A 14,728-nucleotide genomic window follows, 5' to 3' on the forward strand; every position below is an offset into this window, starting at 1 on the left:
ACCATTCGAGAGCCAGATTTATTCCATCGATTCATAAAGACCCTGTAGGGATCCTGCGTCAAATTGCATTAATTGAGCGTTGATAATGCACTCTTCAAGCTGACTGATTGAGGGGTGTGCAAACAGTTGTTGAATAGAAAGGTCAACCTCAAAGATTTCATTAACTTTTGACTGAAGTTGCAGGACCAGAAGCGAGTGCCCACCGAGTTCAAAGAAATTGTCATGACGACCGACCCGATCTATTTTCAGTATCGTCCGCCAGATATCTGCCAGCTGTTCTTCGGTTTCCCCTTGTGGTGCTGCATATTCCTGAGAGCTGACTGATGAATAGTCCGGAGCAGGCAGAGCATGGCGATCCAGTTTTCCGCTCACTGTCAGCGGGAAAGCTTCCAGCATGACAAAGGCGCTGGGAACCATGTGTTCGGGCAGGCTGCTACTCAACTGCTCCCGCAGTTCGGAGATGCTTGGTGTGATGTCTGAGTCAGGAACGATATAAGCAACCAGCCGCGTATCTGCCGTATCATATTCACGGGCAATGACGACGACTTGCTGAACGCCTGCGCACTGAGCCAGACGGGTTTCAATTTCCCCCAGTTCAATGCGGAATCCACGGATCTTGACCTGAAAATCGTTACGACCCAGATATTCGATATTACCATCTGACATCCAGCGCCCAAGATCGCCGGTTTTATACAGACGAGCGTTTGGGGAAGTGGCAAAAGGATCAGCTATAAAGCGCTCTGCCGTCAGTTCGGGACGATTCAGGTAACCGCGGGACACGCCGGAACCACCGATATAAATTTCACCTGTGACTCCCAGAGGAGCGGGTTGGCCATTAGGATCAAGAATATAGATTTGGGTATTAGCCACCGGTTTACCGATACTGGGAAGCGGCAGGGAGCTATCCACCGGACAGAAGGTAGCTTGAACAGTACATTCTGTTGGCCCATAGGCATTGATAAAACGGGTTGTTTTTATCTGCTGTAAACGCGACCATACGGCAGGGTGAATGGCTTCCCCGCCAATTAATGCCAGTTTGGGCTGATAACCGGTACTGGTGCCTAAGCCCGTGTTTAACAATCCGTGCAGCTGTACGGGAGTGCAGTCAAACATATCTACTTTATGATGTTCGAAATAACGCCAGAGCTGTGGCCCATCGGTACGGATAGCGTTCGGAATGATGACCAGCGTATGACCGGCAAGCAATTGTGACCAGCTTTGCAACGAGGCATCAAACACGATGCTGGCATTCAGCGCTACGCGACTTGACGGAGCGAGATCGAGCATCAACTGTAATCCGATATGAAGGTTGATGACGTTGTGGTGTTCTACCATGACCCCTTTGGGCTTTCCGGTGGAACCGGAGGTGTAGATCACATACGCAAGGTGGTGTGAGTTCAGCCCACATGTACGGTGATCGGGATTTGTATCCGGCATCTGGTTAAAGGGTGATGAATTGCTGTCATCCAGCAGCACGATTGTCGGGGTATTTTCCAGTCGGTCAGTCAGGGAGGATTGGGTGAGCAGCGCGACGGGAGCGGCATCTTCCAGCATATAGGCCAGCCGTTCAGCCGGATAGGCCGGATCGAGCGGAACATAAGCGGCTCCGGCTTTGAGAATCCCCAGTAATCCGACGATCATTTCCGGGCTGCGCTCTACACAAATAGCAATCCGGTCATCGGGTTGCACCCCTAACCCAATCAGGTAATGGGCCAGCTGGTTGGCCCGGCGATTTAATTCATCATAAGTCAGTTGACTGTCACCATAAACCAGCGCCATCGCTTCTGGTGTATGGTCTGCCTGTTGCTCGAATAGCTGGTGGATCAGAGCATCTTTCGGGTAGGAGACGTTAGTTGTATTAAAATCACAGAGTACCTGCTGGAGCTGATGTTCGTCCATTAACGGTAAATGGCTAATAACCTGCTGGTCATCATCGGCTATGGCTGCTAATAAAGTGAAAAAATTGTCCATTAGCTGAGTGATAAACTCAGAATCGAACAGTTTGGTATCGTAATGAAAACCGCAATTAATCTGCTGATCAATTTCAATGAGATTAATCATTAAGGGTACAGGCATTTCAGCATAATAAGGATATGGGAAAGAGCGGAGTTCTGCGCCTCCCCAGTCCACGGTGGTGGTACCGCTCTGATCCATCCATAACGATGTCAGGTTACTGACATATCTGGGTTGCTGGAAAGTCATGGTTGTCTGAAAAACTGGATGAGTATCCGCATTGCGCTGTAACTTAATGTGCTCCAGTATTTTCGAAAAAGGGTATTTTTGATGCTCAATTGCCTGACGAATGCTTTTAGCAGCCTGTAAGATATGTTCCTGTACTGTCATCTCACCCTTGATCTGGGCGCGTAAGGCAACCGGATTGATAAATTCTCCGACGACTTTGCCCCAGAGAGAGCGGCTACGACCGGGCATGATAGAGCCGACCAGAATATCATCCTGACCTGTATAGCGATGTAGCAGGAGTTGATAAGCCGCCAGAAAAATTGCAAACAGGCTATTATGATATTTTGGTGTCAGTGCAATTAATTTTTCGGCCAGTGTATCGGGGAGTTTACGAGTAACCGTAATTTTATCTGCTACCAAAGAGGGGGCACTGACGCTTGATTTGCTGCTGACGGGTAATTGTAATTCGGTTAACTCACCACTGAGATTATCAACCCAGAATTTCTGTTGTTTTTTTGCATTGTTATTATTAAGCCACTGCTGTTGCCAGGTAACATAATCCTGATAACTCTGTTCCGAGACAGGAGGTAATTCCTGCCCGGTTAAAAGCATGCCGAGTTCTTCCAATAATATCCAATAGGACCAGCCATCAACGGCAATATGGTCAAAGGTTAATACCATGACACATTCCTGATCATGGCATTGATACCAACTAACATAAATACGCAGCGGATTTTCGAGATCGAAGGGATACCAGCAATCATTGTGGACTAGCTGTTGAAGCGTTTCTGCATCCAGATCCCGGGCATCGTGTTTTTTGATTGTAACAATTGCATTTTCTGCTATTTGATATCCCAGTTCACCGCCATATTGACCAAAACTAGCCCGTAACATAGGGTGGCGTTTTATCAGATGATTAAGTGCCTCTTCTAATTTCTCAGCAGTTAATCCTCTGACTCTGGCACAAAATGCACTATTATTCTGCCCCCTCTGGGCCGGGTTAATTTGATATTGAAACCAACGGCTGCTTTGTGCTTCAGATAAAGCAAATGGTTTCAATGTTTCAGGATGATTCATTTTATAGCTCCCCTTTTATGGGCATATGGAAAAACAAAATTTTCAGAACTGATAAAACAAAAAAATGGAACAGAATTAAAGCCAAAGACGTTGGCTAAATAAATTTCAAAGAGATATATTTTCTAATAAGAAAATTAATGTGGCGAAAGTATTACACAATAAAAAAAATAATAACGATAATATGAGTGGAGTTTTCTAGGAAAGTTATAAATTAATTTCATCTTTATATAAACTGTTTCTTGTCTTTATTATTGAATTTAAGGTAATGGATTATATATTAAATAAAGTTATTTTACAGAGTGACAGCAACGTTATTGTATATCGAATTTTATTAGAGATCAGTTGTCTTTCGTATTGCCACTATTAATTTTTAACATTAAAGAGCATTTTAAATAATAATACATGGTTTAAAAAAAAAGAGCCTGTTTCAATAAGGCTCTTAAAATGGGCGAGGATATATTTATTATAAATATTTTTTGATCTGGATCATTTTTAGCTAGGATGATGACTACTGGTTTTTATCTCCTTAATATGTCCATCTTCCAATTTAATCACACGTTCTGCAATATCAAAATATGCATCATCATGGCTAATAACAATAACAGTCTTGCCACGGGATTTTAGCTCCGGTAATAACTCAGTATAGAAGATCTTTTTAAATACAGGGTCTTGATCCGCAGCCCATTCGTCAAATAGGTAGATAGGACGGTCTTCTAAATATGCAGCAACTAAAGCTAATCGTTTTCTCTGACCAGCGGAAAGATCAGTCGTTGAAAATTGCCCGTCAATTACTTTGACTTTGTGACCCATGTTTAAGGCTTCAATATAGTGAGTTGCTTTTTCAGTAACATTCGTACCGGTATTTAATAGTTGATCGAATAGATGATAATTGGAGAAAACGGCCGAAAAATACTGACGATAATGTTCATTATTCGTTTCATCCATTTTGATGCCATTAAGCATGATAGAGCCGGATTCTTGTTCGAACAAACCGACTAATAGCATGGCAAGTGTTGTCTTTCCACTCCCGTTACCTCCGACAATGAAAACTATTTCACCCTGAGAAATAGTCATGCTCATAGGCCCTAGTTTAAATTCCCGATCTTCTTTGTCAGTGGTGTAGTGGTGAATAATATTTTTTAACTCAAGCGATAATGGTTTTTCGGTTAAAAATGGATCCGGGGAGTTAGCCTGCTGCACATACAAAGATTCTTCCAGTTCGTTATCCAGTCGCTTCATTTTTTGTAATGAGACTTCCGCCTGCCTTAATTCAGGAATGGCACCGATAACCTCACTGATAGGGCCAGACAAAAACAGAACAATCAGAGTTACTGTCATTAAAGTTGCCGGTTCCTGAGGCAGCCAGATAGGAATGACAAAAATCATCAGGCCGATAACAATATAGAAGATCACAGAACCGGCATTCAGTACCCAGGCATAGTTATTGTTTGCCTTGATACAGATCTCTTTAAATTTTAGTGCAGCAGGGGAAATAACGTTATCAATAAACGCATTACCTTTTTGTCTATTAAGTTTCAGTTCTTTGCTGCCATCGATCAGTTGCTGAAAGTTGAGGTAGATTTTATCTACCTGCTCACGCATTTCTTCCATCAGGCGTATAGGACGTTTTTCCAAAAAATAGAAGAGAGAAGCGGTTACCAGACAGACAATAGCCAAAATGATAAATAGCTGCCATGAAATCCAGGCTAAATAACCGAAACAGGCAATGATAAGTGTGATATTACCAAAAACAGTCGGAGCTAACATAAAAGAGTGGATAAACACATCAACATCTTTAGTCAGAACGGCCAGCAACCCATGTTTCCCAAAGCGGTTCAATTTTTTAAAAGGTGCCCGTAATATTTTATTACTCAGGCTTAGACGCAGCGAATAAATGGTTGCCTGAGTCAAATGTGACAACATAATTTCTGATAGTGTTTTCGTAACAAAAAAAAGAATACAGAGACCAAAAAAGTTCCAGATAAATGAAGTCAGATTAACCGTTCCTGTAATTCCCTGGCTAATCATACCGACTACTGACGCCCCGGAAAATCCACTGATCAATGCAAATATTGTTGATAGAAGCAGCAATATCCAAGATTGGCGATAAAGATAAACAATTAGAGTCATAAACTAAACCATTATAGGAGGTTATAGGTAATATAAAAAATATACACCAGCCAATGAGACCCGTAATGGTTATTTTTTTCTGGTGAAAATTCAAGGAAGATTTATGAATGAAAATATGAATAAAGTTAAACCGTGATAAATTTCACAGTTCACATATAACGGGTTTTTCCTTAATTATTAGAGGTGGTCTTTTTCCTTAATAGATAGAAGTTATTATAATGGTGGAGGCTGTTGGATCTTGTTAGTCAGAATGATTAATAAGAACATGGCTAAATAGTCACGCTTAGTTACACAATAACATCACTCATAATATGAATCGAATTTATCAGGAAAACGTAGGTGAGAATGATTGATGGAATATTGAGAGTGATTCTAGTTTGGTTAATAAAAATCAATAGTTGATGATTTATTTTTATTTTGAACAAGGAAATAGTAATTCTCTAGAGTGTTAATTGCATAATGTAACTGGTAAGGTACGTGATAGTAATAAATGGTGTTAGGTAATCATACATAAGGAATAAAAGGAAAATAAGATGTTTTAGAAGGAGTCATTTTTCATATCCTGTGATTTCTACGTTGTATTTTTGCTATAAAAGATAATAAGTCTTATTTTTAAATTCGAGTGCATTTTATACCTGAACCAGCCTCTCTATTTGATTAGAGGGACTGGTTTTTATGTTATTCAAATAAACCAAGATCTTCTGAGAGGTGGAGTGGTTTTTTTATTATTGTGCTGCTTTATGAAATTCATTAAGTATATACTCTGTTTATATTTTTGATTTAAATTAAAATTTCTAATGTTTTAATGGATGAAGATCACAATAAACTCGCGATGTAATAAGTTACAATTAAAGTTTATGATTAGATAATCATTGGAAATAAATAACAAATTCAATGTTAACTTTAACAATATAATGGTTATTATTTTTAATTATATATTTTTATGAGTAAAGCATGGAGTCTATTTACTATGATTAAGAGTGTGATAATTGATGTATTAATAGTAAAGCGGTTTAATAAAAGTTAATGTTGAGTGATATATGGTAATGACGTAGCAGAGATGAAACTATGAATAAGAGTATTAATTCTACATTGTGGTTTTTAAGGCTAATAATATTTGAATCGTTGAAGTAAGTATCCTAATTATAATGAGGTAATATATGAAAGAGTTAAATCAAAAAGAAATGGAACAAGTCGCTGGTGCTGGCTGGAAAGAGTTCGCTAAAGGGATTTTTGGTGTGTTTGAAAAAGTAGGTGAAAGCATAGTAGACGGCTTGGAAGAGGCGGGTATTGTCTCTAAAGAGAAGGGAGAGCATATTAAGGGAACTATGAAAAAAGGGGAAGCATTCGCAGACTCAGTTATTGATAATGTTTAATTAATTATTCATATGGCAAGAGTCACCCATTCTATTTTATTAGAGTGGGTGGTTTTTTATAGACCACAAATTATTCTCTATAGAGTAAAAAAACCTTTTCTCATCAGAGATTACTCTGAGATATTATCAATTCTGCCAGATGGGGTTATTAGGGAGCCCCAGAGCCAGAGATAGAAATAACACGCTCTGCTGATTGAATAGTTGAAGGCCTGTGCGCAATGATAATTCGGGTAATTTTTAATGAAGATACTGACTCATTAATATATGACTCATTATCTAAATCCAGATGGCTGGTTGCCTCATCCATAAATAGGATGCTTGGGCGACGATACAGCGCTCTTGCAATCAATAGCCGTTGTATTTGACCACCTGATAATCCATTACCTAACTCACCAATCAGTGTTTCATATCCCATTGGCATCAATAAAATATCATCATGAATATTTGCACGTTTAGCGCATTCCTGAATGAAGTATACATCTGGTGAGTGGGTAAACCCGGATATATTTTCTGCGATAGAACCGGAAAGCAATTTATCATCCTGTAAAACACAGGCAATACATTTTCGGTAGTTATTTAAACCAATAACATTAATATCAAGCCCATTCATTAGAATTGTCCCCTTATTTGGCTCTAATAAACCGCTCATGAGCTTCATTAATGTTGTTTTCCCGGCCCCGGACGGGCCAACAATGGCGATACTTTCTCCCGCATTAATATGGAGATTAAAACCAGAAATAATCGGCTTTGATAAACTGTCATATTGATAATGTAAATCATGGATGGTTAAATTAACCGCTTTTCCTGAAAAACCGAGATCCCTATCTGGCGTTTCTTTTTCTGTGTCAGTAAGTACAATATCGGCAATCCTTTCATTATGTAAGTTTAACATGCGTAATTTCATTGCCATATCAATTAAATTACTGGCTCTGTCAGCAAATTGCCCACGATATGAATTAAACGCGACAAACATCCCAAGTGTCATATGATTATCTATAACTAATGATGCTCCTAACCACAAAATGATAATTTGCTCACTCGTGGAAATAAAAGCCTTAACAATATTAAAAATGGAGCCTATCTTGTTAAGTCTGGTATTTGCATTAAGCGTATCAATATTCAGATTTAACCAGGATTTTGCCCGGCTATCACATAGACCAAGTGCTTTTAATGTATTAATGCTATATAATGTTTCCATAAAATGAGAATTGGCTCTGGCATCTTTAACTATCTGTTCTTCAGAGAGTTGTCTGAAATATTGGTAGGTTATAAATCTTATTATGATATAGATGATAGTAAACCCTAATACAACCCAAACGAGCCAGTTACCATAAAGCAGCATCATAATGAAAACACTAACCAGCATAATAGTATCAATAATGCTGTTAATAACATTTTGAGTGAAAGTTGTCCGTATTACACTGAGTGAGCCAAAGCGGGACTGAATATCACCTAATTTACGTTTTTCAAAGTAGGCTAAAGGTAATTTCATCAAATGATCAAATACACCGGATTTCCATTGTACATCCACAAATGCTTCCATAGTAATGGATGTCCAGCTACGCAATGTGGATACACTGACTCTAAATAAAATGAAAAAGAGTAAACCACAACAAATAATCTTCAGAAGGCTATGATCCTGAGCGATGATGACATGGTCCATTATTAATTGAGTTCCGACTGGTAAGAGTATATTAATTGCTTCTATAACCAGAGATAAGAAAAATATTTTACTCAGTGTCGATTTAATTCCTTGAATATTAGTTAGCAGGGAGATAATGCGTAATTTATTTTGTTTTTTTATCGGAACAAATTCACTACCTGGCCATACTTCTAATGCAATGCCAGTAAAGTGTTTGGATACTTCCGCAAAAGTCATCACACGTTGCCCGAATGCAGGATCATGGATAGTGATTTTATTTTTTTTTACATTAACCAGAACGACAAAATGATTCATGTCCCAATGTAAAATACAAGGTGTTTTTAATGCTTGAAGCTCATCAAGATCCAGTGCTACAGCTCTGGTTTTGAACTTAAGAGTAGTGGCAATATTGATCAGTGTGGTCAGCGTTACGCCGCGGGTGGAAATCCCGAATTGGCTACGTAGACTGGATAAATCAATTTGTAGCCCATGATAATGAAATACCATTGCTAAACTGGCTAATCCACATTCGGCCGCTTCGGTTTGCAAAATTTTAGGAACTCTTCTTCTGAATCCTAGGTTTAATCTTTCGGTGATAGTTTCAAAAGAGGTTTTATTCATTTTTGAGGGCCTGTTAATGTTTTTTTCATGTCATAGAATGGTGAGAACATCCACTGATAAAGTGGTCTTTTTTCAAGGAAAAAGGTCGATTGAGCTTTCATTCCGTTGGATAAATATAATTTTCTTCCATTATAATTGAACTGTTCTTTCTTCAGGCCAACCAGAACTTTATAATAGGATTCGGTTTTATCTCCGGGGACATTTACTGGTGAACTTCTGTAATGAGACATTTCTTGAGCAGTGGCGGGAATATAAGAAATGTTATTGATATCCCCTGAAAATTGGCCAAATTTTTCAAATGGGAAAGCATCGTAGCGTATATTAATACCATCACCTTTTTTGATATAAGGTAAGCTGCTATTAGGAACCCACAAAATTAAATAATAAGTTGGTTTCACATCATCTGGGCTTACCTGAACTAAATTATCATTTGTGACAACCATTTGACCATCGGTGAAATTCAGGGATTCAATCCTCCCATCAATAGGAGAGGTAATAAATATCGATCCGCTGACATTCATTTCAGTTAATTTTTGTTCTAAATCATCCTGTTGAATTTTATATTGTGAAATCTGTTTATCAAAATCGGCTTTTTGCAGCATGATTTCACTATTAAGACTAGTGATTTTTAATGAATCGCTGATGTATTGACTATAGAGGTTTTGATACATATTTTGTTGCTGGTAATAAGAATAACCGTAGTTATTGAACTGATCTTTTGTAATAAGCCCCCGTTCCTGATAAGTTTTATAGTTCTTCATATTTTCTTTTGCAAATTCAACGCCTTGGCGTGCGTTTTCTACGATAATCCTGTCCTTTTCATGCGATAGCTCATACTGATTTTTTTGTTCCTCAAGGCTGGCTAAAGTAACGCTTTTATTATGTTCGAGGTTTTCAATGATTTTGTTTATTTGTGTTAGCTGGTTTTTGAGGGAGTTTTGCGCGTTGGTGCTGGTTTTACCGGATTCGGTCACTTGGCTAATATCAACCTGATAAATTTTCTGGCCTTTTTTTACGATATCACCGACTTTAACAAATGATTTTAAGATAAAGCCTTGTTGAGAAGCTAGAATATTTATTGGGTGAGGATTAGTGATGACTTCGCCATAAACATTAATACGTCTTGCATAATTTCCAAAAGTAATAAAAAGAAACAAAATAGTCAGAAAAACGATTGAAGCAACACAAATAATCCATGCAGGAACTTTTGCTATTAATATTGCCTTACCCGTCCATCTGGATTTTTTATTATCTAAGGCTTCTTGCCTAAATAACTTATTCATAGCAGTCATTTATGGTTAATCTTCATGTTTTATTTGATTGAAATGTTCCTGAATGTAACTGAGAGCTGCCATTTATCAGGTAATGTCAGTGGAGTGGCGGATTTGATACTATCTTACTGTAATATAGTTAACCTGAATGTTACTTAAACCATTAATGAGGTTTCCGGGGCTTAATGTGGGATCTACTGAATATAAGAGATTGAAGGGAAAGCCGGAAGAAAAGAGTTCCTTCCGGAATAAATTAATTGTATTGCCAGAGTATTAGTTAAATATATTACCAATCCTATCAACTAAACCTAAGTATGCTGTTTTTAATTTGCGTAATTGGTAAGCATCTGTATATTTCCAGTCAGGGCTCCAATTCTCGCTACTAAAACTACACATATTTAATTCACCAAGCTCTTTTTGCAATTCCTCGATTTGTTGATGGACAGAAGTACTTGAAGCAAGGCTCTTGCCCATCCCTTGACCGTTCCAGCGGATATTAGTTGCGGCGGAATACGGGATCGGGATAAGTACTGAGTCACCATTGACCAATGTTTCGTTATTCATATCAGGTTGGAATTTCATTGCAGTAATTCCACCTTTGGTAAATGTGACTTCATTATTCAGGGTATTTTTTAAGAGCATAGATGATGGACCAAAGGCATAAATATCACCATTTGAGTCCAACATGGGTAATACTTTCATAAATGAACTGAATGCGCTGTAATTATGTCCACCATAAGTACAATTATCTGTTTTATAAATAGCTTCTGGATAAGGATATGGTTTAACCCGGTCGATTTCTGTTGTGACTGAGCGTTTACCATTGATTAGTAACCCCAGCCCCAATTCAGCGTTGCGTAAGAATTTTAATTCGTTCCACTTTTTGTATATTGCTTGTGCTTCTGTACTTAAAGAATCGAAGGTTTTCTGAATTGCATCGTCCCGATCTAACATATCTTTCAATTTCGCTAATGCAGAACTAAAAGAATCAGCTAACTGTGATGCTGAACTGAGATGGAAATCCTCAAGATTAAGTTTGCAAGAGTCCAGTGTGTAATAAATATTACTTAATGCAGCCAGATCCTGTAGCATGCAGCGCATTCTCAATAATACTTCGGCGCTGGCAGTATCAGAAATTTCATTTATATACCCCATTGACATCCAAGGGAATATATCTGACCAGTTGAGTATCCATACCCCTAAAACAGCATGGTCGGTAGATGTCGATTTAGAAATTGATGATGCACTTTTTACTGTGCTTTTAGGGGATAACTGAACAATTTTACCGTGATAATTTTCGTTAGAAAAAACATCAAGACGATTATTTTTTAGTGTCTCAGATAGTTGTTCGAGGGCTTCTAACTTATTTTTCTGTTTGGCATATTCTTTAAATTTTTCAAGCGTCAGGCTGCTATTTGTTTTTTTCGCTTCTTCATAACCGGATGCAACGGAAAATTCTTCCGTTTCACCTAATTGCCCTATCTTTTCAAGCTTGTCTTTAGTTTCTTTATCTTCTGTAGGCCGGATAAAATCAGGAATTGTTGGTGGAGCAGAAACTGAGCTGACTGTGGGGGCACGATCCAATAACTGAATATCAGCAATTTCATTGAATGCTTTACCTGATACTACATCAAACCACTTATTTACCTGTTCTTCTACGCAACCACCACTAATCCATGCGCTACAATCAGCGCTGACAGTAGAGTTTGCATCTGTCTGCCCACCATTATAAGACTGCTTTACTGAAACGGTTGTACCAATGCCGGAGTAAGCAAACTCGGCATTTTCTCCATATTTCCAGTTATTTTCATAGCTGCTACTGCTCATTTTCATGGAAACAGTACCTAAACCTCCCCAAATAACGCCTACAACCAGACCGTCACCATACGCGCTGGAGAATTCCTGAAGAGATTTCAGCCAGTCTTTCATCAGATCTTCTTTTATACTATCTGATTGTTGATAATTGATATTATTAACAGTTTCTCTTTGTTTAAGATATTGTTTTACAGCGTTAAATTTATCCAGTACTTTCAGGGCAAGATTTTTCGGGCCACGGCTTAATGAATTAAGAATATCCTCCGCAGTTAAATCATCAAAATTGATATATTCAATTCCTGAGATCATGGAAATATTATAATCCACATTGATTGATTTACTGCTTGATGCTGTAGCATTTCCTACATATGTAGAGAGTGAAGAAGTAAACTTTGCAACACCTGAAATACCATAAGAGCCAGATACACCCAATGTTCCCTCATTGAGCTTATCTGAATAGACATACTGACTTTGCCCTGTCATATATTTTTCTATTTCTTTTTGTGTGACTATCTTTGTAATATTGGAATTAATTATTGAAGGGCTAAAATTATTACCTAAAACGGTTGAACCTACACTAACCCCCGTAAAGGGGTTAGTAATGCCTTTCTGGACATTCATTTGATTACTCCGGTAATATAATTTATTATCTAACTTTTATACATATTATATTTATGTTTCCTAATGCACCGCTTTCGTAATTGCCACCTGTTTTATTTAATTTATAATTTGTATTACTTGTGGGTTTGAAATCATCTTTATTCTTTTTGCTCCCCCACGGGCAATCCCAATAATATTTAGCCAGTTCGATATCACCATCATACAGTTTGAATTCACCTTCTGTGCCACTGGATGCGTTTGCACGCCCAGAAGAACATATCCTGTATGAAGTTCCTGCTGGGATTACATGTCCCTCTATGTCAGATATTTTTACTTCACTACCTTTGTTACCCGGTTTGTGGAATTTACCCCATTTAAGGCTGACACCTTTTACTGTTACATTCATATTTTCTGCGAATATTTCAATATCAACCCATTGAGCTTCAGCACGTACTTCATTTTCTTGTGACATAAAAAATCCTTTGTTGTTAATTAATATAAAAGTGTTATCTATATAACTTGATGGATATTCATTTTTATATATTTAAACTATTTTTCTTCAGATTATAAATATCAACTTTTATCGATTTTAAGAGTTTTTATGATGTAACAAGAAAGGATTGTTGAGAATAAGGAAGGTAATATAAAATTTAATTATCAGGTAAATTAAAATAATATTTTTAATGATCGTATGTTTATAAAATAGTAAGCGGCGAAGAAAAAATAAATTGAAAAACGAAATGTATATGATAGCTAAATATTTAGCCAGTAGTAAAAAGAGGGTTTTGGTAATAATTTTTAGTGCGGCGCTGAATTTGTTTATGATATCAACGCCGCCTTCATATTAAAACTCGTCAGTTACGAGTTGTTCCACTGAAGTGGAAGGAGGATAGTTACACGTTAAACAGGAAATTCATTACATCGCCATCTTTAACGATATACTCTTTTCCTTCTGCACGCATTTTACCCGCTTCTTTTGCACCTTGTTCACCTTTATAGGTGATGAAATCTTCAAATGCGATAGTCTGGGCACGGATAAATCCTTTTTCAAAATCAGTGTGGATTTTACCCGCCGCTTGTGGTGCGGTTGCGCCTACCGGAATTGTCCATGCGCGGACTTCTTTCACACCCGCGGTGAAATAGGTTTGCAGATTCAACAGTTCGTACCCGGCGCGAATAACACGGTTCAGGCCCGGTTCTTCCAGCCCCATTTCAGCCATGAATTCTTCACGGTCTTCATCTTCCAGTTCTGCGATATCTGCTTCAATTGCAGCGCAAACAGGAACAACCACAGAGCCTTCTTTCGCAGCAATAGCACGAACGGTGTCAAGATGTGGGTTATTTTCAAAACCATCTTCATTGACGTTAGCAATGTACATTGTTGGTTTCAGGGTCAGGAAGCTCAGGTAACGAATAGCGGCTTTTTCTTCCACACTCAGATCTAAAGCACGCAACATGCCTGCCTGCTCAAGGTGTGGGAGACATTTTTCCAGCGCGGCTAATTCAGTTTTAGCGTCTTTATCGCCACCTTTGGCTTTTTTCTGGACGCGCTGGATAGCACGCTCACAGGTTTCCAGATCTGACAGGGCCAGTTCAGTATTGATAACATCAATATCAGCCGCAGGATCAACCTGACCGGAAACGTGAATGATATTGTCATTGTCGAAGCAACGTACAACGTGCCCAATCGCTTCAGTTTCACGTATGTTGGTCAGGAACTGGTTACCCAGACCTTCGCCTTTTGACGCACCTTTTACCAGACCGGCAATATCCACAAATTCCATTGTGGTTGGCAAAATGCGCTGTGGTTTAACAATTTCAGCCAGCTTGTCGAGACGTGGATCCGGCATCGGAACAACACCGGTATTTGGCTCGATAGTGCAGAAAGGGAAGTTTGCTGCTTCGATACCTGCTTTGGTCAGCGCATTGAATAATGTAGATTTCCCGACGTTAGGCAGGCCAACGATACCGCATTTGAATCCCATAAATTTATCACCTTTGATTACTTATACACC

The 14,728-nt window shown here is 38.5% G+C and carries 8 protein-coding genes; 1 reads left to right on the plus strand and 7 read right to left on the minus strand.

What is annotated here, in order from left to right:
- Positions 1 to 18: 18 nt before the first annotated feature.
- The gene (locus Xsto_RS23075; RefSeq protein WP_099124753.1) at positions 19 to 3,258 is read right to left on the minus strand and encodes a non-ribosomal peptide synthetase; all 3,240 of its coding nucleotides are present in this window, start codon (positions 3,256 to 3,258) and stop codon (positions 19 to 21) included.
- Positions 3,259 to 3,750: 492 nt separating this feature from the next.
- Complete coding sequence (locus Xsto_RS08340) at positions 3,751 to 5,388, minus strand: cyclic peptide export ABC transporter (RefSeq protein WP_099124754.1); 1,638 nt, start codon at positions 5,386 to 5,388, stop codon at positions 3,751 to 3,753.
- Between the two features lie 1,160 nt (positions 5,389 to 6,548).
- On the opposite strand from Xsto_RS08340, the gene Xsto_RS08345 reads away from it, so the two are divergent.
- A complete protein-coding gene (locus Xsto_RS08345) occupies positions 6,549 to 6,764 on the plus strand; it encodes a hypothetical protein (RefSeq protein ID WP_099111209.1) in 216 nt (71 codons plus the stop codon).
- A gap of 148 nt (positions 6,765 to 6,912) precedes the next feature.
- Here the strand turns inward: Xsto_RS08345 and Xsto_RS08350 are convergent, their stop codons facing one another.
- The 5 genes from Xsto_RS08350 to ychF form a co-directional block, all read right to left on the minus strand.
- Positions 6,913 to 9,027, minus strand: a complete 2,115-nt coding sequence (locus Xsto_RS08350; protein WP_099124755.1) for a peptidase domain-containing ABC transporter — start codon at positions 9,025 to 9,027, stop codon at positions 6,913 to 6,915.
- The gene (locus tag Xsto_RS08355; protein WP_244590360.1) at positions 9,024 to 10,319 is read right to left on the minus strand and encodes an HlyD family secretion protein; all 1,296 of its coding nucleotides are present in this window, start codon (positions 10,317 to 10,319) and stop codon (positions 9,024 to 9,026) included. Before Xsto_RS08355 ends, Xsto_RS08350 begins: the two co-directional genes overlap by 4 nt.
- A 252-nt stretch (positions 10,320 to 10,571) precedes the next feature.
- A complete protein-coding gene (locus Xsto_RS08360; protein ID WP_099111207.1) occupies positions 10,572 to 12,734 on the minus strand; it encodes a hypothetical protein in 2,163 nt (720 codons plus the stop codon).
- Between the two features lie 25 nt (positions 12,735 to 12,759).
- Positions 12,760 to 13,185 (minus strand): aegerolysin family protein, encoded by a 426-nt coding sequence (locus tag Xsto_RS08365; RefSeq protein ID WP_099111206.1) that lies wholly within the window; start codon positions 13,183 to 13,185, stop codon positions 12,760 to 12,762.
- Between the two features lie 421 nt (positions 13,186 to 13,606).
- Positions 13,607 to 14,698, minus strand: coding sequence for a redox-regulated ATPase YchF (ychF, locus tag Xsto_RS08370; protein WP_099124756.1), 1,092 nt, complete (start codon positions 14,696 to 14,698; stop codon positions 13,607 to 13,609).
- Between the last annotated feature and the right edge of the window lie 30 nt (positions 14,699 to 14,728).

The organism is Xenorhabdus stockiae (assembly GCF_002632825.1).
GTDB lineage: Bacteria > Pseudomonadota > Gammaproteobacteria > Enterobacterales > Enterobacteriaceae > Xenorhabdus > Xenorhabdus stockiae.

Excerpts from the sequence above, each read along its gene's own strand:
- Xsto_RS08365 (WP_099111206.1), bottom strand. The coding sequence starts at position 13,185 with ATGTCACAAGAAAATGAAGTACGTGCTGAAGCTCAATGGGTTGATATT.
- Xsto_RS08355 (WP_244590360.1), bottom strand. The coding sequence starts at position 10,319 with ATGACTGCTATGAATAAGTTATTTAGGCAAGAAGCCTTAGATAATAAA.
- Xsto_RS08345 (WP_099111209.1), top strand. The coding sequence starts at position 6,549 with ATGAAAGAGTTAAATCAAAAAGAAATGGAACAAGTCGCTGGTGCTGGC.
- ychF (WP_099124756.1), bottom strand. The coding sequence starts at position 14,698 with ATGGGATTCAAATGCGGTATCGTTGGCCTGCCTAACGTCGGGAAATCT.
- Xsto_RS08360 (WP_099111207.1), bottom strand. The coding sequence starts at position 12,734 with ATGAATGTCCAGAAAGGCATTACTAACCCCTTTACGGGGGTTAGTGTA.
- Xsto_RS08350 (WP_099124755.1), bottom strand. The coding sequence starts at position 9,027 with ATGAATAAAACCTCTTTTGAAACTATCACCGAAAGATTAAACCTAGGA.
- Xsto_RS23075 (WP_099124753.1), bottom strand. The coding sequence starts at position 3,258 with ATGAATCATCCTGAAACATTGAAACCATTTGCTTTATCTGAAGCACAA.
- Xsto_RS08340 (WP_099124754.1), bottom strand. The coding sequence starts at position 5,388 with ATGACTCTAATTGTTTATCTTTATCGCCAATCTTGGATATTGCTGCTT.